This window comes from Bacillus cereus group sp. BfR-BA-01309 (assembly GCF_022664315.1).
In the GTDB taxonomy this organism is placed as follows: Bacteria; Bacillota; Bacilli; order Bacillales; family Bacillaceae_G; genus Bacillus_A; species Bacillus_A mobilis.
The window spans coordinates 40,314-59,292 of the sequence record NZ_JAKUHE010000017.1 but is presented as its reverse complement, the minus strand read 5'-3'; the positions used below and the strand labels follow the sequence as shown (position 1 = coordinate 59,292).

Below are 18,979 nucleotides of genomic sequence, written 5' to 3'. Positions count from 1 at the left end.
TGTGAGGGGGTACTAACATGCATGAAGAATATAAAGAGATGATAAAAGAAGCAATCGAATATATAGAAGATCACTTGCATGAAGAGCTTACAACAGAAAGAGTGGCATCTCACAGTGCAGTATCGATGTACCATTTTCATCGCATCTTTCAAAGATATGTTGGGATGAGTGTAACGGATTATATTCGAAAGAGAAGGTTAACTCATGCTGCGCAAGTTTTGGTGTCAACGGAGAGAGCTGTTATTGATATTGCAGTGCAATATGGTTTTTCCTCACAAGAGGCATTTACGAGAGCTTTTAAAAGAATGTTTCAATTGCCACCAAAGAAATATCGAAAGTACTTTCAGTCATTTTATATAGAAAGAGAGGGTATTTCAATGCAAAAAGGTATACCGAAAGGATGGATCTTAAGTGGAAGTCATCCTGCTGAATATGAGATGGGTTTAGATTATGAAGTTGTCCATCAAGGAAAAGTATCTGCATACATAAAAGCAAAAGAGAATGTTACGCATGGAGGATTTTCAACATTAATGCAAATGTTCCGAGCAGATAAATATGTAGGTAAAAGATTACGTTTAACAGCGTTTATTAAGAGTGAGAATGTAAGAGATTGGGCAGGATTGTGGATGCGAGTAGATGGGAAAGATACAGAACCGCTCGCTATGGATAATATGCAAAATCGTCCAATTCAAAATACGAATAACTGGCAATCGTACTCGGTTGTATTAGATATAAAAGAAGGGGCGCTTGGTATTGCATTCGGTGTTTTATTATCAGGAGAAGGTTGTGTATGGCTAGATAGTATTCGATTTGATAAAGTAGATGAAAAAATTCCTTCAACAGATTTGGCAGAAAATTTTTATGAAACACTCTTAGAAGAGCCGGTGAATCTGCAATTTGAAGAAGTAGAAAAATAAAAAATAAGGAGAAAAGATATGCTCAAATATGTAAAACTAATAAGTATTAGCTTAGTAATATCGTCTTGTATTATGGGGATTAACTATTTAATTAGCTATCTTTGGTCAGGGCATGTACCTTCTTTGACGTGGCGAACATATTTGATGTTTATGTTTATATTTCTGATGAGTTTTAGTTCGATGCAAAAAGAAGGGGAAGAGGATTATTGACAATAGTCTTCTTTGCCTTTCTTTCATTAACACAAATGTTCATAACTGTTTTCGGAAATGCAGGTATGATCTTTAATATAATTTCACTTTCGCTACAACTTGTAAGTTCGGGTGTCATTGTACCACACGAGATGCTTTCTAAAACATATCAAACAATTGGCGAATTATTTCCCGCAACCTATGCAGCGAATGGCTATTATACAATAATATTTGGGGGAGTTAGTTTAGAGAAAAATATTATTTCATTATTAGTCATTATATTAGTTACACAATTGGTAGCAATGATTACTGTATCTATAAAAGGAATAGTAAAGGGAAGAAGCTCTGTAGTTAAAGAAGTATAAAGTAAAAAGGTATCCTTCAATTGGATACCTTTTTTTACTGGTACTTATTATTTTGCAACTTCTGTCCACTTGTAGTTAAATTCACCGCCGAAGTCAGTTGTTACAAGCCCTTTAATGAAAGAGCGTTGTAAGTAAGAACGACCTTGTTGGTATAAAGGAGCGACAGCGCCGTCTTGTAATAGGATTTTTTCAGCTTGCTTCATTGCTTCAAAGCGAGCTTTTTCATCGCCAGCTAAATCTGTTTTCACTTTATGGATTAGCTCATCATACTCTTTGTTAGAGTATTTATCGAAGTTATAAGCACTATCTGTTGTAAATAAATCTAAGAATGTAATTGGATCCGCGAAGTCAGGGCCCCAGCCATCAATACCGATTTCATAGTCACCACTTAATAGTAGTTTTAACTGTTGTTTACGTGGTTGTGGTTTTAATGTCACTGTTAATCCATCTAGATTCTTTTCTAGTTCACCTTTTAAATATTCACCAGTCTTTTTAGCTAAAGCATTATCACTTGTTAATAGTTCGATTGTTACTTTGTCAGTACCAAGTTCTTGTTTCGCTTTTTTCCAGTTTTCTTTCGCTGTTTTCACATCATCTTTGACTAGGTTTCCGTTTTCTTTACGGAAGTCGTTACCTTCTGGACTCTTTGCGAATTTCGCAGGAATCATTCCTTCAGCTGGAACAGCACCGTTATTTAAAATTGTTTCTACGTATGCTTTTTTATTCATTGCTCCGTTAATAGCAAGGCGTGCATGTTGATTTTTTAACGTTTCATTTTTTTGATTGAGTCGTAAGAATTGAATGCCAACTTCAGCACGGTCTTTGAAGTTTGGATCGCCCTTATATTTATCAACAAACTCCGCAGTTAAAGCAACGCGATCAATTTGTCCTGAATCATATAAGTTAACCTCTGTAGACTTATCTTTAACGACATTGAAGTTGATTTCCTCTAATTTTACAGTTTTAGCATCCCAATAGTTAGGGTTTTTCTTCAATTGGAAGCTTTGCTCGTGTTTCCAGTTATCTAATGTGAAAGCACCGTTGTAAATTAAATGATTTGTTTCTAAACCATATTTATCTCCTTGAGATTTTAAGTACTCTTCGTTAATTGGTAAGAATGTTGAGAATGTCGTTAAGCTTAAGAAGTAGGGAACAGGACGGTCTAGTTGTACTTCTAACGTTTTATCATCAAGAGCTTTGACTCCTAGTTGATCAATTGGCAATTGTTTCTGGCTTATTTGTTTTGCATTCTGTATATCGAAGAATAAGAATGCATATTCAGCTGCTGTATCAGGATTTACGGCACGTTGCCAAGCGAAGACGAAGTCCTTTGCTGTAACAGGAGTACCGTTTGACCATTTTGAATCACGCAGGTGGAATGTATATTTTGTTTTGTCGGGACTAACGTCAACCGACTCAGCAACGCCAGGAATCGGTTTGTTATCTTCTCCCATTGCATATAAACCTTCAAAAACATTTCGCATTACGCTCATGGATTCCCCATCCGTTGCTTTTGCAACATCCATTGTTGGAATTTCTGAAGCGAATGATAAGTTAATTGCCTGTTTATCAGGTGCTTTATCATTTGCTTTCGCTCCGCTTGCATGATCTTTATTCCCCCCACAAGCAGTTAGTAATAGACTTGCCCCTAAAACAGATGCAACAACAGGTACAACTTTTTTCTTCATTGTTCGTTCCTCCCTAAATGTGTTGTTCGTAACGTCGTAATGTCCACGTTTTGAAGTGTAGCTATAGAAGAAGAGAAAACCTATTACAGATATGTGTATGTAGGTAATCAGGTGTTCTATATGTATATACATGTTGAACTATAATCTATCGTTATATGTTTCAACGTAGTAGACGTTATATTTTGATGGTGAAATATTTCGTTTCTTTGATTATTTAGAATATTAACACTGGAAAGAACTATATGTCAATAATAAAAATAGATTGTTAATTTCTTAGAATAATATATTAAAAAAGCAGATTTCCTCGGATTAGGGAATCTGCTTTTCATATGTTTTGCTAAAAAAATAATTGGTATGGGGGAGAAATTTCAAATAAAGTGGCTTTTATTCCGCTATTTGCGGGCTACCGATAAAACCCCGATTGGTGCGGGTTAATAATTAGTGGGGATGAAGAAAACCCGACTAATTAAAGTTTCGCTTTATTTTTCAATTTTTGCCCATTTGAAGTTTAATTGACCTGCAAAGTCTACTTGCACAATTCCTTTCACATAAGAACGTTCTAAATAAGATTCGCCTTTTTGGTAAAGAGGAGCGATAACAGAGTCTTTAAATAATATTTTCTCGGATGCTAGTAATGCTTCCCAGCGAGCCTTTTCATCACCGGCTAAAGTTGTTTTTACTTTTGCTATTGTTTCATCAAACTCCTTATTAGAGTAATGATCTAAGTTGTAAGGGTTATTCGTTGTAAATAGCTCAAGGAATGTAATTGGATCCGCAAAGTCAGGGCTCCAGCCGTCAATTCCAATCTCGTAGTCACCTTTTAATAAAAGTGAAACTTGTTGTTTACGTGGTTGCGGCTTTATATTTACTGTTAAGCCATCTAAATTCTTTTCTAGTTGTCCTTTTAAGAATTCACCAGTTTTCTTTTCAAGGTCACCGTCACTTGTTAATAGCTCTAACGTTATTTTTTCAGACCCAAGTTCTTGTTTTGCCTTTTTCCATAATTCTTGAGCAGATTTTGTATCAACCTTTGTTAAATCGCCGTTTGCAGCACGGAAATCTTTTCCGTCAGGTCCCTTTGCAAAGTTTTTCGGCACGAGACTAGAGGTTGGTGTAGAGCCGTCATTTAATAACGTATTTACAAAGGATTTTCGATCAATTGTTTGATCGATTGCTTGGCGTGCAGAAACGTTTTGAAGTACTTTGTTTTGTTGATTCATACGTAAAAACTGTACTCCTACATTCGGACGCTCTTTAAAGTTAGCATCCTTTTTATATTTATCAACGAAGTCAGATGTTAGTTTGATACGGTCTAATTGTTTTGACTCGAATAAATTTACTTCTGTAGACTTTTCTTTTACGATGTTAAAGTTGATTTCTTCTAGTTTGACAGTATCTTTATCCCAATAGGTAGGATTTTTCTTGAATTTAAAGCTTTGCTCGTGCTTCCAATCGCTTAGTGTAAAAGCTCCGTTGTACAAAATTGTATTGTCTTCTAAAGCATATTTATCACCTTGTGCTTTAAAGAATTCCTCGTTAATTGGTAGAAATGTTGGGAACGCTGTTAAGCTTATAAAGTACGGAACAGGACGTTCTAATTCTACCTCAAACGTATGGTCATCAATTGCTTTTACACCAAGTTGATCGGCTGGAAGTTCTTTGTTGTTAATTTTTGTTGCATTTTTAATATCAAAGAATAGAAATGCATATTCAGAGGCTGTTGCTGGATCAACAGCTCTTTGCCAAGCAAAGACAAAGTCTTTTGCTGTAACAGGAGTGCCGTTTGACCATTTTGAATCTCGTAAATGGAATGTGTATTTCGTTTTATCGCCACTTACTTCATGAGATTTTGCAACACCAGGGACAGGTTTGTTACCTTCACCAAGATTATACAAACCTTCAAATACGTTTCTCATTACTTGACCAGAATCAGTATCTGTAGCACGAGCTGTATCCATTGTTCGTATTTCAGTAGGTGAAGATAAGTTTAAAACCTGTTTACTAGGCGCCTCGTCTTTTGCATTTGCTCCGCTTGCTTCGTTTTTATAACTACCGCAACCAGTTAATAAAATACTTACTCCTACAACTGATGCAATACCGGGTACAAACTTCTTTTTCATTTGATTTTCCTCCTAAATAATTAAGTTTGGATGATGATGAGGGAAATGAAAAATAAAAAATCCCTCTTTTCGTATTGAGAAAGAGGGATTTTTACGTACAAGTTATGCACCCGTATATAAACGAAGTCCCTCATTCTATCTTTCAAGCATAAAGCTTGCAGGAAGTGGCACAGTATTCAAAATGAACCTGCTGCCGAGGTTTCAAAGGGCCAGTCCCTCCACCTCTCTTGATACAATGAGTAAACGAATAAACTTTATTAATTTTTGTGTTTCTTTGATAATTCAAAATCTTACACCTTGGATAATGAAGTGTCAACCGAATGAAATATAGTTTAAATTTTCAGTTTTCTTCGACGGAAAAAACCACTGCATATAGCAGTGGTTTTTCTATTAGAAGTTAAAGTTATCTGGATCTGGACCAACGCGACGATCTTCATTTAGAGCTTGAATTGCTTTCATGTCATCAGCACTTAATTCAAAATCGAATATATTTGCATTTTCAATAATGCGATGTTCTTTAATAGATTTAGGGATTGTTACAACTTCGTTTTGTAGATCCCAGCGTAAAATAACTTGTGCAGTTGATTTATTATATTTTGTTGCAATGTCTTGTAATGTTGGGTTGTCTAGCAGTTGGCCTTGCATTAATGGTGACCAAGCTTCCAGTTGGATGTTATGTTCTTTACAGAAAGCATGCAGCTCTTCTTGTGCTAAACGTGGGTGATATTCCACTTGGTTGACCATTGGCTTAATTTCAGCAATTTCAAATACGTCTTGTAAGTGGTGAATATGGAAATTACTCACACCGATAGCGCGAACACGGCCGTCTTTATAAAGCTTTTCTAATGCTTTCCATGATTCAGTATATTTCCCTTTTACAGGCCAATGTACTAAATATAAATCTAAATATTCTAGGCCTAATTTCTCTAATGTAGTTTCAAATGCTTGAAGTGTTGTTTCATACCCTTGATCGCTATTCCACACTTTTGATGTAATAAATAATTCTTCACGTGAAACACCTGATTCACGGATCGCTTGTCCAACGCCTTCTTCGTTTTGATAAATTGCTGCAGTATCAATGCTGCGGTAGCCATTTTTAATTGCTGCTTTTACAGATTCAATTACTTCTGAACCATCTTCTACTTTAAAAACACCTAAACCGAACCAAGGCATTTTTACACCGTTATGTAATGTTGTATAGTCTTTTAAACTTGTTAAATTCATATTATTTCCCCCTAGCTTTTTTGTTTGTTGCTTCTACTGCTTTTTGAATTGCCTCTGAAAAATTATATTCATATAAAGCTTTGAGACCCTCAGCTGTGGAACCACCTGGTGTTGTTACTTGTTCGCGGAGGTTAGCTGGATCTTGCGTTTGTTCAAGCATAGAAGCAGAGCCAGAAATCATTTGAATGACAAGGTGTTTGGCAGTTGCTTCATCGACTCCATAACTTTTTGTTGCTTCAATTAAGCTTTCAGCAAAGTAATAAAGGAAAGCTGGTGCACTTCCAGTAACTGCAGTAAGCTGATGAACTTCCTCTTCAGTGCAAAGTTGCGAAGTACCAATGCCTCTTAAAAGCAGTTGCAGGGTTTCTTGATGCATCTCGTTTACTGATCGTCCCATTGTATATAAGGAGATAGACTTTCCAATTTCAGCAGCTGTGTTTGGCATAATCCAAGCAACAGGTGTTCCCCCGGGAAGTCTTTCTTCTAAATAAGATGGGCCAATGCCAGCGGCTACCGTTACGACAAGTTGATTCGATAGTAACGGAGATAATTCTGCTAATAATTCTTCATGTGCAGAAGGTGGCATTGCTAAAACAATCGTATCAACAGATGTAACATGCTGCTTCCAATCTGTTGCAGTAGACACATTATATCGTGCTTGTAATTGTTCTAGCTTTTCTACGTTGCTTCGGTTAGAAACGATAATTTCTTCGATGTATTCTTTGCTTGTTTTAAATAATCCGGAAAATATAGCTTCTGCCATACGACCAGCACCAATAAATAGAATTCGATGTTTAGTTAGCATATCCTTTATTCCTTTCTAGTGGAGATATGTTATAAAAAACGATACCATTTTTAAGAGAATTTTGTAAAAAGAAAAGACTTATCGTGAAAAGAATGGAATGGGAGGGAGGAGAGGTGATACAAATAAGGCTATAAAGATTATTATATTTAAAAAATAGTTGTAATAAAAAATCCCTGAAGCATAATTGCTTCAGGGATTAATAGATTATAAGTTTATGCTTTTGTCATACCTAACAATACAGCGCCGCCGATAATTAAAACACTACCTAGTGCAATAAAGATCAATTGACGTTTTGTTTTCTTTTCACCTAAGAAGACAATCGCACCGAATGTTGAGATAACGATTCCAGTTTGAGATAATGGGAAGCTTGTTGCTACTCCGACACGTGGTAATGAAAGAAGTAAGAATAAGTTTCCAGTTCCCCATAGTAAACCAGATAAAGCATTACGGATTGCATATTTGTTAAATGGCTTATGTTTAGATGTCAGTACAACCGCACCAACAAACATACCAACTGCTTGTGGTAAAATAGCAGACCAACCATCGATATTATACCAACGAATAATAATTACATATACAAGGTAGCCGAAAGTAGAAACAATTAAAGTAAGAAGTCCTTTTTTCAATTGTCCTGGTGGCTGTGCATTTTCTTTGTCATCTAGTGATGTGAATACAACACCAACTACGATTAATAGGATTGCAATCGTTCCCAGAACAATCGTCGTTGTAGTAGTCCACTCACGGAAAGCGATAACACCAAAGATAGAAGTTGCAACGAGTTGCATACCAGTAGAAATCGTTACAGTAGTTGAAACACCTAATTTTTCAACTGTTTTTAATTGGTTTACTTGTCCTAAAGCCCAGAATAAACCTGAAATAAAACCAACAATCAAGACTGTCATTGTTAAAGCTGGTTGAGTAAATACATACATAATTGTTGCGAAGAATAGAGCACCGATTGTCATACCTACCGTTTGGCTATATGCACCACCGCCCATTTTTACGCTTACTAATAAGATGTTTCCCCATGCAATTGCAGGAAGAAGCGCTAATAAAATGTCCATTACAAGACTCCCTTCGGTTTTCTATACCAATATAATTACATATCGTTCTAACGATCGGTAATGCCCCACTAATAGAGTAGAAGATTACCGATCGCTAAAACAGGATGAATAATTCACGATATAAATGCGTTTTCATTTCTTCATTTTTTGAAACACCTCCATATAATAACAGGAAATTGCCTATTTTAGAAAGTGAATTCAAATAAAATGTATATTTTAATAAAAGGTAAAATTCAGTTATTTCCCGTTAGTATATTTTATTTCCTAAGAAATAAAGAAGCAGCTTCGACAGAAGCTGCTTTAAGAGTTAGTGATTCTTTTATTAATAAGCTGAATACATAGCAGAAATAGGAGTGACATACTAATAGTGATAACTACTAGTGTCCAAGCAAGTTGCATATTACTTGCGTCAATCGCCATATAAATTGCAGTTGGGATAGTCTGTGTTTTACCAGGAATATTTCCGGCAAACATGAGAGTAGCACCAAATTCCCCTAGTGCACGAACAAAGCTCAAAATCATTCCGCTTAGTAAGGCAGGAAATGCAAGCGGGAGTGTGACGTGTAGAAAAACTTGATATTCACTTGCACCAAGATCACGAGCACTTTCTTCAATTTGTACATTTGCGATAGAAAATCCTGTTTTTGCTGATTGATACATAAGCGGAAATGCAACAACTGTAGAAGCGATGATAGCAGCAGTAGATGTGAACATAATAGACTGCTGAAATATTGATTCTACCCACGTTCCAATGGGACTATTATTTCCAAAAATGATAATGAGAAAAAAGCCGATTACAGTTGGCGGAAGTACCATGGGTAATAAGAAAATGGTTTCTAATATTACTTTATATCTCCATGAAGAGCGTGCTAGCGCTCGTCCGATTATCGTTCCTAAAATTGTAACGATAAGGGTGGCGCATGCAGCTACTCGTAAAGATAGAAAGATTGGTGACAAAATAGCATCAAAGCTCATGGCAATTATGATAGGACTGTAAATCCATATTTCTTAAAGATAGATTGTGCATCTTTTGACTGCAAATACTCATAAAATGAGGTCGCCTCTTTCTTGTGCTTAGATTCTTTTATAACACCTAAAGGATAGTGAATTGGCTCATGAGAAGTCGCTGCTGCTGTCTCACCAATTTTTACTTTGTTTGAAATAAGAGCATCTGTTTTGTATACAATACCAGCATCGACATTACCTGTTTCTACATATGTTAACACTTGGCGAACATCTTTTGTAAATACGATTTTATTTTGAATATCATTCCATAGATTTTCATGTGTGAGAGAAGCCTTTGCATATTTTCCAGCAGGTACTGATTCAGGTGTACCAAGTGCGATCTTCTTAATTTTTTCATCTTTTAAATCTTGAATTTTTGTAAGAGAACTATCTTTTGGGACGACTAGAACGAGTTCATTTCCAAGAAGATTTTTCCCTTCTTTTTCATTAATAAACCCTTTTTTAACAAGGGTTTGGAATTTATCTTCGGCTGCTGAGAAGAATAAATCAGCAGGTGCACCTTGCTCAATTTGTTGTTGAAGTGCACCAGAAGCACCGAAGTTAAAAGAAAGTTTAATATTAGGTTCTTTTTCTTTATATTTTGTTTCAATTTCTTTTAGTGCATCTTGTAAGCTTGCAGCAGCTGATATAGTAAGTTCTACTGTTTTTCCTTCTTTAGCAGTTGATTTCTCTTTCTTTTCGCCGCTTGTACATGCAGCACTAAATATAAGAAGAAAAGAAAGTATAAGTGCTCCGATGGATCGTAATGTAAACTTGTTCATAAAAAAATCCCCTTTCGTTTTGACATATTTAATTATAACTAAATATAACTAAATATAACTAGTTATAATTGAATATAATTTGAACGATGTAGTTGTTTTTAAAATATAGGAGAAATATTCTTTTCTTTGTTACAATGAAGGAAGAAAGTGAGGAATCGTCTATGGATCATCATTCCTACACAACGGAAGAAGTAGCGAAGCGATTAAAAGTATCAAAATTAACTGTATACGATCTAATTAAAAAAGGAGAACTGCCTTCTTATAGAATCGGTAGACAGATGCGTATTGATGCAACAGATTTAGAACAATATATAAAGCAAATGAAAACAGGGAAAATACAAGGTACTCCTGTAAAGAGCGAAGATAGTAGAGGCTTGGATACATGTATTATTAGCGGACAAGAACTAACGTTAGATATGTTGGCAAAACGTATAGAAAATCGCCTGCCAAGTTCAAATATATTAAGGGCATATCAAGGTAGTTTAACGAGTTTAATAAAAATGTATCAAGGAGAAGGAAGTATCGTTAGTCTTCATTTGTTTGATGGAGAAACGGGTACATATAATGTTCCTTACGTAAAACGTATTTTAGTTGGACAACCATGTACTATGATTAATTTATTAGCAAGGAACGTTGGGTTTTATGTGCAAAAGGGAAATCCTAAAAATATAAAAACATGGGCTGATTTATCTCAATCATCTATACGATTTGTAAATCGAGAAAAAGGTTCTGGTATTAGGGTGTTAGTCGATGAACAATTGCGCATTCAAAAGTTAAATAAAGAACGTATTAGTGGATATGAATGGGAAGAATCGAATCATCTTGGTGTTGCCACGCAAGTCGCGAATGGAAAAGCTGATGTGGGAGTAGGATCAGAAAAATTTTCGCAAATTGTAAATGTAGATTTTATTCCAATCATGAAAGAACAGTATGATTTAGTGATTTTGAAGAATAAAGAAAATGAAGAGCTGATTGAAGTCGTGAAAGATATTCTGCAATCGGAAGAATTTCATAATGAATTAAAAGCAATTGGCGGATACGATATGACGAAAACAGGTCAAATTATATATGAAATAAACTAAAAAGCAGCTTGTCCATAAGACGAGCTGCTTTTTCTATATATAAAGGGGTTTGGGGAAACAAAGTATTAAACAAGACCTTGAGCAAGTGTGTAAATGAAAGCTGTAAGAAGAGTAGCTCCACTTGCAAGTCCGATGAAGTCTGATTTGTTAAATGTGATGTTGTTCATTATGATCTCTCCTTATTTGTTTAATGTAGTTGCAACGGCTTTTGCATCGACAAGTGCGGATAGCACCATGCCCATTGTATTTAAAAATTTGTTTGATTTCATTTTGTTCATCATGCGTATCCGCTCCTTTTCGAATTGTTGTTGCCCTGCTTTATATCTTAATTATAGGGAATATGATCGCCTACAACTATCGAATTAGCTTACGGAAGGCTTACACTTTTGTAAGAAAAAAAGACATTCGTGTAAGAATGTCTTTTAAAGCATATTGATATGATGATGCTCTTCAATTGTTTTTAAAAAGCTACGCATTGAATTCGTCATATAGCTATCTTTACGGCGTATGAAAACCGTTGAAATACTACCATATTTTTCAGGGATTGCATGACAATGTACCTTACCAGCTTTAGAAAGATGATGGACAGCGGACTGTGGTACGAGTGTAATTCCAAGGCCGAGTGCAACACTGTTTAATATTGTCTCTAATATATTAAATTCCATAATTCTTTTTGGTAGCAAACCCTCATCTTTCAGCCATCGTTCTAGTTTGGAACGGTATCCACATCCTTGGTTAAAAACGAGTAGGGGCGTGGTTGTAAATTCTTCAATATGAAAAGCTTTATTTTGTGTTACAAGCATTAATTTCTCTGTACTAACATCATATTGTTCGATTAGTGGATGTTTAATTGGACCTGATATAAAGGCACCATCTAATTGATGATTAAGGACTTCTCTAATCAATTCTTCTGTTAGACCTGCTTGTAATGATAAGTCGACATTCGGATAGCGTTTATAGTAAGAAGATAAAATGGTAGGTAATGTACTTACTGTTTCGACTGTACCAATTTTTAATATACCGGAGGGTGTTTCACTATCTAAAAATACTTGTTTTAGCTCGTCAACATCTTGCAAAATTTTATGAACATAAACGAGCATTTTTCTTCCTTCGGCTGTTAAAGTCATACCTCGTTTATGACGATAAAAGAGCGGTGTTTTTAGTTCGTTTTCTAGTTGTTTAATACGTGTAGTTACATTTGATTGTACGTAGTTTAATTCCTTTGCTGCGCCGCTTACACTGCCTTGGTCGGCAACGCTTTGGAAGATTTGTAAGTCTCTTAATTCCATTTTATGCTCCTCCTTGATGTTAACTATCATTATAAGTGATAGTTAACATCATTTCGAATCATTTTACGTGATATATTTTTTCTTTTACAATTCTCTTTGTGCAAATAGAAAGAAGTGGGGGATTGTGGTGAAAAAAGGTCAAATGATAATAGGGGCTTTAGCATGTTTAATTGCAAGTATGTCGTGGGGAGCAATGTTTCCGGTTGCTGATCATGCGCTAGAATACATAGATCCATTTTATTTTTCGCTTATTCGCTATGGAGCGGTGGCAATCGTACTGATTGTATTGTTGTTAGCGAAAGAAGGAAGGCAGGCATTTCGTTTAGAGGGAAGAGGAAAGTTACTCGTCTTTTTCGGGACGATGGCGTTTACTGTATATAATGTACTTATATTTTTAGGTCAAATGTTAATGGGAAAATCAGGCGTGATGGTAGCCTCCATTATGGAAGCACTTATGCCGATGATTTCTATTTGTATTCTATGGGGATATAAGCAGGTAAAACCGAAAAAGTATATGATAACGAGCATGATTATCGCTTTTGTAGGAGCTATATTTGTTATTACAAAAGGTGATATGAGTTTCTTTTTAACGTTGAAAGATAACATGTTTTCACTAGCATGTATATTTGTTGGAGTTGTAGGCTGGGTTATTTATACGATGGGTGGTCAAACGTGTAGCGACTGGTCAACATTACGTTATTCTACGTTGACGTGTGTATTCGGTACGACTGTCACAGGGATTATAACTGTAATTATTACATGGCTTGGATATGTATCGGTTCCGAGTATGGGAACGATTTCTATCGTGAAATATGATTTATTGTTTATGATGACATTACCGGGAATCGTAGCGTTACTCGCTTGGAATTATGGTGTGAAGATTTTATCATCTATTAATGGGATTTTATTTATTAACTTTGTACCGATTACGACTTTAATGATTATGATGATGCAAGGATACAAAATAACGATGTTTGATATTATAGGGACTTTATTTGTTGTTGCAGCACTTATTCGCAATAACCTTTGTCAGAGGAAAGAAGAACATATAAATAAGAAGGTTTTACAAGAAGAGCAATTACGCCAAGCTGTTTAGTAGGCAATTGGAGGATTTCACATGTTAGAAAGTGTATTGTTTTTCTTTGCTGTCGGAGTTGCTTGTGAGCTTGCAGCGATTAACCGAAATGGTCGTAAGAAGATAAAACAACAAGCTGAAATGATACAGCTTTTAAAAGAGTTAAAAGAAAGAAACATTTAAAAAGACGACCGGGCATAGACGGTCGTCTTTTTCTATATAAAGGGGAAAGGGGACACAAAGTTATACAAGGGTAGCAGCGTAAATAAAAGCAGTAAGAAGAAGAGAGCCGCTAGCTAATCCTAAAAAATCTAATTTGTTAAAAGTGATATTGTTCATAATGAATTCTCCTTACTTGTTTAATGTAGAAGCAACAGCTTTAGCATCGATCAGAGCGGAAAATACCATGCCCATTGTATTTAAAAAATTGTTCGTTTTCATCTTGTTCATCATATTGATCCGCTCCTTTTCGAATAGTTGTTGTTTCTTTCTGACTTAATTGTATGAAATATTGCAAGAAGTAACTATCGAATTAGCTTACAAGAAAATTACACTTTTGTAAGAATTGAAATTTAACAATTAATACTCATTTTTATTACCAACTCCTAAAACTTAGTGTTATAATCGTTGTAAGAGAATGATTATAATTCGGATGTTCAGAAAGGAACGAAACAAATGTATAAACCAATTACATTTTTGTTGAAATATATATTTAAAACAGCTGGAAAAGTAGAAGTGCAAGGAAGAGAAAAGTTACCAGAAGGCGGTCCGTATGTTGTTGCGTGTACACATACAAGTTTTATGGATGTATTAATGTTAGCTACAGGGATGTATCCGACCCAAATTCATTACATGGCTAAAAAAGAATTATTTGAAGGGAAATTCAAAAACTGGTTCTTTAAAAATGTGAATGCATTCCCTGTAGATCGTGCAAATCCAGGACCGAGCACACTCAAAATTCCGTCACGCCTATTAAAGGAAGGCAAAGTAGTAGGGATTTTTCCGAGTGGGACACGATCAACAGAAGACGTTTCATTAAAAGCTGGGGCTGTTACGATTGCGCTACGTTCTAATGTCCCGTTAGTACCGGCAGCTTATGTTGGTCCATCAAGTGTAAAAGAATTAATAAAAGGGAAAAAGGCACAATTGATTTTTGGAGACCCAATTCAAATTGATGCTGAAGAACAAATAGATCGAAAAACAGCGATGAAAATGATGACAGATCAATTAAATGAGAAGTTTGAGGAGCTAAAGGAAACTTTGCAATCAAATCAAAAATAAGAAAAGACGACCGGGCATAGACGGTCGTCTTTTCTATTACTATTTATAATAAAGGGGAAAGGGGACACGAAATTTATATAAGCGTAGCGGCGTAAATAAAAGCAGTAAGAAGAACTGATCCGCTAGCTAGTCCTAAAAAGTCTAATTTGTTAAAAGTGATATTGTTCATAATGAATTCTCCTTACTTGTTTAATGTAGAAGCAACAGATTTTGCGTCGATTAGAGCGGAAAATACCATGCCCATTGTATTTAAAAAATTGTTTGATTTCATTTTGTTCATCATATGAATCCGCTCCTTTTCGAATAGTTGTTGTTTCCTTCTGACTTAATTGTATGAAATATTGCGGGGAGTCACTATCGAATTAGCTTACAGGAAAATTACACTTTTGTAAGAAAAACGAATGCAGGTGTAATGATGAGTAGATTTGACATATGTGCATGGAATTCATTAATTTAAAAGTAGAGGTGAGTGTATGGCTAATATTAAAGATATTGCAAAGATGGCGGGAGTTTCAGTTACGACTGTTTCGAGAGTATTGAATGATCATCCGTATGTAAGTGAAGAAAAAAGGAAAGCGGTTATAGAGATAGTTGAGAAATTGAATTACTCGCAAAACGCAAATGCTGTTCATTTATCAAAAGGGAAAACGAATATTGTTGGTGTGATTTTACCGTATATTAATCATCCATGCTTTGATGCGATGGTGGGCGGGATGATGGAGGTGGCGTTAGCTCATAATTACAGAGTGCTACTTTGCCAAACGAATTATAATAAAAAAGAAGAAATGAAAAGTTTACATATGTTAAAAACAAAACAATTAGATGGTCTTATTATTTGTTCTCGTGCAAATGATTGGGAAACGATAGAGCCGTATGCTTCCTATGGGGCAATTGTTGCTTGTGAAGATAATGATATTTCGAATATCTCAAGTGTATATACGAATCATTCGGCCGCTTTTCAATTAGGAATGGAGTATTTAATCGAGAAAGGTTATAAAAAAATTGGTTATTGCACGGGAAGGAAATTAGGACCGAGTAGTCAAAAGCGTTTTGATGTTTATAAACAGCAATTGCAATCTATAGATGAAGAAGTGAATGAAGAATGGATTTTCACAGAATGCTTTACATTAGAAGATGGTGTGAGAGTGGCTCATAAATTAAAGGAGATGCAGCATCTTCCTGAAGCATTAATAGTAGCAGGAGATGAAGTTGCGATTGGGGTGATGACAGAAGCTGAAAAATTAGGTATTCAAGTTCCTAAAGATTTAGCGATTATTGGATTTGATAATCAACCTATTTCGCAAGTGTTACAACTTACAACCATTGATCAAAATTTAAAGGAAATAGGTAAAAAGGCCTTTGAAATGTTTTACAGGCAAATAAGTGATGAAAGTTCTAAACAAGAAAAGGTGGAGATTCCATACGAACTTGTGGAACGCTCTACTGTTTAGTTTTAATCCGTTATGTGTAAATTGCATAACGGATTATTTTTTTGAAATATCTTTGACAGGAAACGCGTTTCATACTTTATAAAGGAGTTAAACCGGTCTGTAATAATCCATGGATTCTTTTCAAGAATAGTATTTTTGGAGGAATATGCATGAATGAACTTTTATCGAGTATGAAAAAGTATATAGAAGATGATGAAAAGATTTTGGCCTTTGTAGTAGGGATATTTGAGAAGGATGATTTTGCGCTATCGTATCAGCATGGGATTTTTGCGGCTACTACTAGACGTCTCCTCTTTTACGGGAAATTTCCATACTATCCTGCAACAGTTAAAGATTATTCGTATTTGCATATAGATAGCATAGTTTGTCGTCCGTATTTCGAATGTACTTGTAATCATGAAACCATTCGAGCTAAGTATATTCAGAAGGGGAATGTGGAGCGATTTGTCCGTACAGTTAGAGCAAATATGAATAATTAATCACCCCTTTGTTTAAACATAATATCTCGATCTTTAAGAGTGAAAATGCGCAATAAAAACAACTTCTAAACCTCTAGGAGATAGTGATACAATGTCAAATGGGGGGAGGTATGAACTATGGTTAATCAACGTATAAAGGAAATAACACTAATTACAATTGGTTCATTATTATTCGCAATTGGTATTAATTACTTTGCAATTCCAAACCGTTTATCAGAGGGTGGAATTATTGGTGTAACGGTTGTTACGTACTATTTATTTGATTGGTCGCCGGGGATTGTGAACTTTGCTATAAATGCAATTTTACTAGCTATCGGTTATAAATTTTTTGATAAGAAAACGATGGTTTATACAATTTTAGGGATTGTAGAAACATCCTTGTTTTTATATGTTACGGAACATATTGAGTATCATGTAAATAGTGATACGTTATTAGCTGCTCTATTCGCTGGTTTATTTGTCGGTGTTGGATTAGGCTGTATGTTCAAAGCTGGAGGTACATCAGGAGGATCGGCAATTTTAGCTCAGTTAGCAAATCAATATTTAGGGTGGAGCGTAGGTAAAGGCGTACTTATTATTGATATCGTTGTAATTGCTGGGTCTGTATTTATAATAGGACAAGAAAAAGCAATGTACACACTTGTTGCAGTATTCATTGGAGCGAAAGTGATTGATTTCATTGTAGAAGGAATGGATACAAAAACGGCTGTTACAATTATTTCGAATCAACCAGACTTAATACGTGAAACTATTACGAAAAACATGACACGCGGTGTCACTGTATTAGAAGGACGCGGCGGATATACTGGTAAAAATAAAGAAGTATTATATATTGTTATTAATAAACAAGAGCTTGTTAAGTTAAAGCAAGTTATCGGCCGAGTAGATGAAGATGCTTTCGTTGTTATTCATGATGTACGTGATGTACTTGGCGGTGGCTTTAAAGCGAGCTAAAAGGTGAACGAGTAAATTCGTTCACCTTTTTTAATTCTTACAAAAATGTAAGTGTAATGTAATGAGATTCAATAGTAGATTTTATTCCTTCTTTTTAAAATGGATGTATATATATCCTGCTGAGGAGGAATGTTTATTATGAAGAAAAAAATGATCACTACTATAATAGCGATGGTAGTGATAGTAATAATGTTACTGCCTACGAAACTTGGACCGGTTATCGATAAATATAATCCGCTTAATAAGACGAAAGAATACTATACTGTTGTGAATACAATTGGTCAGCCTATTGGTGATGAATGGTATGAATATGAATTTATTGCATTTGATGAACGTGGAAAAGAACAAAAAATAAAGAAGACTGTTAAGCATATGTTAAAGAGAGATGAAGCATTGAAGGTGTATGCAAAAGGGCGCTATGGCGAGGCGATTGAAGAAATTGAAGCTGTAAATATTCCTATTAATGCGAAGAGTAAACTTTTAGCGATGAGATAGCGGATTATACCCCCACCTATTTTTTGTCGAAAATAAAAATACTAGGTAGGGGTATTTTGGATGTGTAAGAAGGCCTTAGTCCATATGGACTAAGGCCTTCTTCATTATATAAAGGGAAAGGGGGTACATTGTAGTAGCATGAGTGAAAGGTATAAGAAGAGTAGCTACTAGCAATGTAATTTGGTTATGTGAGTGTTCTTCTTATTTGGCTTACTTTCTAACTTTATCCCGCTTTAATGGGCAGTAAGACCCCCCACCTCAAAATTCAGCGAAAGCAAAGAAGTTAGGTGGGGGATCAACTGCCCATAAAAGTCCGATTGGTTCAACTAATAATCAGTGGGGGATGAAGAAAACCCCCACTGATTAAAGTTTCACTTTATTGTACGAGATGTAGCGAAGGTAAACTATCGAATTACATTACACATAGCTTACAAACATGTAAGCCTTCTGTAATGTAATTCGATGGTTAAAAGATAGTGAATTTTATATAGTGTACTTAGAAAGTCTCACTGTATTACTTTCTGTTTGTAATATGAATGAAGAATGAAAACCAACTACTTTTTAATAGCCCTCATCTGTATGTAGATGAGGTTCTTTTTATAAACCTTACAACATTGTAAGGTTTACGTAAGTTAATTCGATAGTAAATTTGTCATATTTTTTGCATAATAGATACAAATAGATAAAATAATTAGGGATATTGTAAGAAGGGAG

The 18,979-nt window shown here is 35.2% G+C and carries 22 protein-coding genes and 1 riboswitch; of the genes, 11 read left to right on the top strand and 11 right to left on the bottom strand.

The window, feature by feature from the left end; translation table 11 throughout:
* The first annotated feature begins 17 nt into the window (after positions 1-17).
* The 3 genes from MR115_RS24500 to MR115_RS24490 are packed head-to-tail and all read left to right on the top strand — an operon-like array spanning position 18 to position 1,471.
* Positions 18-917: a helix-turn-helix transcriptional regulator gene (locus MR115_RS24500; protein ID WP_242243059.1), complete on the top strand. Its 900-nt coding sequence runs from the start codon at positions 18-20 to the stop codon at positions 915-917.
* Positions 918-935: 18 nt separating this feature from the next.
* Complete coding sequence (locus MR115_RS24495; RefSeq protein WP_061677913.1) at positions 936-1,127, top strand: hypothetical protein; 192 nt, start codon at positions 936-938, stop codon at positions 1,125-1,127.
* Positions 1,124-1,471, top strand: a complete 348-nt coding sequence (locus MR115_RS24490) for an ABC-2 transporter permease (RefSeq protein WP_242243058.1) — start codon at positions 1,124-1,126, stop codon at positions 1,469-1,471. Before MR115_RS24495 ends, MR115_RS24490 begins: the two co-directional genes overlap by 4 nt.
* 47 nt (positions 1,472-1,518) lie before the next feature.
* Here the strand turns inward: MR115_RS24490 and MR115_RS24485 are convergent, their stop codons facing one another.
* The 7 genes from MR115_RS24485 to modA form a co-directional block, all read right to left on the bottom strand.
* The gene (locus MR115_RS24485; RefSeq protein WP_097819855.1) at positions 1,519-3,159 is read right to left on the bottom strand and encodes a peptide ABC transporter substrate-binding protein; all 1,641 of its coding nucleotides are present in this window, start codon (positions 3,157-3,159) and stop codon (positions 1,519-1,521) included.
* A 479-nt stretch (positions 3,160-3,638) separates the two neighbouring features.
* On the bottom strand, positions 3,639-5,279 hold the full coding sequence (locus tag MR115_RS24480) for a peptide ABC transporter substrate-binding protein (protein WP_242243057.1): 1,641 nt from the start codon (positions 5,277-5,279) through the stop codon (positions 3,639-3,641).
* A gap of 132 nt (positions 5,280-5,411) precedes the next feature.
* Positions 5,412-5,516: riboswitch (SAM riboswitch) on the bottom strand.
* A gap of 153 nt (positions 5,517-5,669) precedes the next feature.
* Positions 5,670-6,503, bottom strand: a complete 834-nt coding sequence (locus MR115_RS24475; RefSeq protein ID WP_063259875.1) for an aldo/keto reductase — start codon at positions 6,501-6,503, stop codon at positions 5,670-5,672.
* Position 6,504: 1 nt separating this feature from the next.
* Positions 6,505-7,308, bottom strand: coding sequence for a pyrroline-5-carboxylate reductase (gene proC, locus MR115_RS24470; protein WP_242243056.1), 804 nt, complete (start codon positions 7,306-7,308; stop codon positions 6,505-6,507).
* A gap of 212 nt (positions 7,309-7,520) precedes the next feature.
* Positions 7,521-8,372 carry a GRP family sugar transporter gene (locus MR115_RS24465; RefSeq protein ID WP_000353549.1) on the bottom strand — a complete coding sequence of 284 codons (852 nt, stop codon included), beginning with the start codon at positions 8,370-8,372 and terminating at the stop codon, positions 7,521-7,523.
* Positions 8,373-8,672: 300 nt separating this feature from the next.
* On the bottom strand, positions 8,673-9,347 hold the full coding sequence (gene modB, locus MR115_RS24460; RefSeq protein ID WP_063259877.1) for a molybdate ABC transporter permease subunit: 675 nt from the start codon (positions 9,345-9,347) through the stop codon (positions 8,673-8,675).
* A gap of 5 nt (positions 9,348-9,352) precedes the next feature.
* The gene (modA, locus tag MR115_RS24455; protein WP_076542571.1) at positions 9,353-10,159 is read right to left on the bottom strand and encodes a molybdate ABC transporter substrate-binding protein; all 807 of its coding nucleotides are present in this window, start codon (positions 10,157-10,159) and stop codon (positions 9,353-9,355) included.
* Positions 10,160-10,293: 134 nt separating this feature from the next.
* Between modA and MR115_RS24450 the strand changes: the two genes are divergently transcribed.
* Positions 10,294-11,241, top strand: a complete 948-nt coding sequence (locus tag MR115_RS24450) for a helix-turn-helix transcriptional regulator (protein WP_242243077.1) — start codon at positions 10,294-10,296, stop codon at positions 11,239-11,241.
* Between the two features lie 65 nt (positions 11,242-11,306).
* Here the strand turns inward: MR115_RS24450 and MR115_RS24445 are convergent, their stop codons facing one another.
* On the bottom strand, positions 11,307-11,408 hold the full coding sequence (locus MR115_RS24445; RefSeq protein ID WP_001060018.1) for a DUF3948 family protein: 102 nt from the start codon (positions 11,406-11,408) through the stop codon (positions 11,307-11,309).
* A 255-nt stretch (positions 11,409-11,663) separates the two neighbouring features.
* On the bottom strand, positions 11,664-12,530 hold the full coding sequence (locus tag MR115_RS24440) for a LysR family transcriptional regulator (RefSeq protein WP_242243055.1): 867 nt from the start codon (positions 12,528-12,530) through the stop codon (positions 11,664-11,666).
* A gap of 127 nt (positions 12,531-12,657) precedes the next feature.
* Here MR115_RS24440 and MR115_RS24435 point away from each other — a divergent pair, with 127 nt between their 5' ends.
* A complete protein-coding gene (locus MR115_RS24435) occupies positions 12,658-13,626 on the top strand; it encodes a DMT family transporter (RefSeq protein ID WP_242243054.1) in 969 nt (322 codons plus the stop codon).
* A gap of 21 nt (positions 13,627-13,647) precedes the next feature.
* On the top strand, positions 13,648-13,788 hold the full coding sequence (locus MR115_RS24430) for a YrzO family protein (protein ID WP_061677922.1): 141 nt from the start codon (positions 13,648-13,650) through the stop codon (positions 13,786-13,788).
* A gap of 60 nt (positions 13,789-13,848) precedes the next feature.
* On the opposite strand, the gene MR115_RS24425 is transcribed toward MR115_RS24430, so the two are convergent.
* Positions 13,849-13,944: a DUF3948 family protein gene (locus MR115_RS24425; protein WP_001060007.1), complete on the bottom strand. Its 96-nt coding sequence runs from the start codon at positions 13,942-13,944 to the stop codon at positions 13,849-13,851.
* A gap of 336 nt (positions 13,945-14,280) precedes the next feature.
* Here MR115_RS24425 and MR115_RS24420 point away from each other — a divergent pair, with 336 nt between their 5' ends.
* A complete protein-coding gene (locus MR115_RS24420) occupies positions 14,281-14,886 on the top strand; it encodes a lysophospholipid acyltransferase family protein (RefSeq protein WP_000277789.1) in 606 nt (201 codons plus the stop codon).
* A 73-nt stretch (positions 14,887-14,959) separates the two neighbouring features.
* On the opposite strand, the gene MR115_RS24415 is transcribed toward MR115_RS24420, so the two are convergent.
* On the bottom strand, positions 14,960-15,055 hold the full coding sequence (locus MR115_RS24415) for a DUF3948 family protein (RefSeq protein WP_070127837.1): 96 nt from the start codon (positions 15,053-15,055) through the stop codon (positions 14,960-14,962).
* Positions 15,056-15,359: 304 nt separating this feature from the next.
* On the opposite strand from MR115_RS24415, the gene MR115_RS24410 reads away from it, so the two are divergent.
* From MR115_RS24410 to MR115_RS24395, 4 genes are all read left to right on the top strand, one after another.
* Positions 15,360-16,337 (top strand): LacI family DNA-binding transcriptional regulator, encoded by a 978-nt coding sequence (locus MR115_RS24410; protein ID WP_242243053.1) that lies wholly within the window; start codon positions 15,360-15,362, stop codon positions 16,335-16,337.
* Positions 16,338-16,486: 149 nt separating this feature from the next.
* Positions 16,487-16,816: a PH domain-containing protein gene (locus MR115_RS24405; protein WP_242243052.1), complete on the top strand. Its 330-nt coding sequence runs from the start codon at positions 16,487-16,489 to the stop codon at positions 16,814-16,816.
* 117 nt (positions 16,817-16,933) lie between these two features.
* Positions 16,934-17,770, top strand: coding sequence for a YitT family protein (locus tag MR115_RS24400; RefSeq protein ID WP_000248055.1), 837 nt, complete (start codon positions 16,934-16,936; stop codon positions 17,768-17,770).
* Positions 17,771-17,908: 138 nt separating this feature from the next.
* Positions 17,909-18,265: a YxeA family protein gene (locus tag MR115_RS24395; RefSeq protein ID WP_242243051.1), complete on the top strand. Its 357-nt coding sequence runs from the start codon at positions 17,909-17,911 to the stop codon at positions 18,263-18,265.
* Positions 18,266-18,979: the final 714 nt, after the last annotated feature.

Coding starts and splice junctions, on each gene's coding strand:
- MR115_RS24440 (WP_242243055.1), bottom strand. CDS start 12,530: ATGGAATTAAGAGACTTACAAATCTTCCAAAGCGTTGCCGACCAAGGC.
- MR115_RS24395 (WP_242243051.1), top strand. CDS start 17,909: ATGAAGAAAAAAATGATCACTACTATAATAGCGATGGTAGTGATAGTA.
- modA (WP_076542571.1), bottom strand. CDS start 10,159: ATGAACAAGTTTACATTACGATCCATCGGAGCACTTATACTTTCTTTT.
- proC (WP_242243056.1), bottom strand. CDS start 7,308: ATGCTAACTAAACATCGAATTCTATTTATTGGTGCTGGTCGTATGGCA.
- MR115_RS24480 (WP_242243057.1), bottom strand. CDS start 5,279: ATGAAAAAGAAGTTTGTACCCGGTATTGCATCAGTTGTAGGAGTAAGT.
- MR115_RS24430 (WP_061677922.1), top strand. CDS start 13,648: ATGTTAGAAAGTGTATTGTTTTTCTTTGCTGTCGGAGTTGCTTGTGAG.
- MR115_RS24465 (WP_000353549.1), bottom strand. CDS start 8,372: ATGGACATTTTATTAGCGCTTCTTCCTGCAATTGCATGGGGAAACATC.
- MR115_RS24420 (WP_000277789.1), top strand. CDS start 14,281: ATGTATAAACCAATTACATTTTTGTTGAAATATATATTTAAAACAGCT.
- MR115_RS24500 (WP_242243059.1), top strand. CDS start 18: ATGCATGAAGAATATAAAGAGATGATAAAAGAAGCAATCGAATATATA.
- MR115_RS24415 (WP_070127837.1), bottom strand. CDS start 15,055: ATGAACAATATCACTTTTAACAAATTAGACTTTTTAGGACTAGCTAGC.
- MR115_RS24450 (WP_242243077.1), top strand. CDS start 10,294: ATGAAGGAAGAAAGTGAGGAATCGTCTATGGATCATCATTCCTACACA.
- MR115_RS24475 (WP_063259875.1), bottom strand. CDS start 6,503: ATGAATTTAACAAGTTTAAAAGACTATACAACATTACATAACGGTGTA.
- MR115_RS24410 (WP_242243053.1), top strand. CDS start 15,360: ATGGCTAATATTAAAGATATTGCAAAGATGGCGGGAGTTTCAGTTACG.
- MR115_RS24485 (WP_097819855.1), bottom strand. CDS start 3,159: ATGAAGAAAAAAGTTGTACCTGTTGTTGCATCTGTTTTAGGGGCAAGT.
- modB (WP_063259877.1), bottom strand. CDS start 9,347: ATGAGCTTTGATGCTATTTTGTCACCAATCTTTCTATCTTTACGAGTA.
- MR115_RS24405 (WP_242243052.1), top strand. CDS start 16,487: ATGAATGAACTTTTATCGAGTATGAAAAAGTATATAGAAGATGATGAA.
- MR115_RS24400 (WP_000248055.1), top strand. CDS start 16,934: ATGGTTAATCAACGTATAAAGGAAATAACACTAATTACAATTGGTTCA.
- MR115_RS24445 (WP_001060018.1), bottom strand. CDS start 11,408: ATGAACAACATCACATTTAACAAATCAGACTTCATCGGACTTGCAAGT.
- MR115_RS24425 (WP_001060007.1), bottom strand. CDS start 13,944: ATGAACAATATCACTTTTAACAAATTAGATTTTTTAGGATTAGCTAGC.
- MR115_RS24495 (WP_061677913.1), top strand. CDS start 936: ATGCTCAAATATGTAAAACTAATAAGTATTAGCTTAGTAATATCGTCT.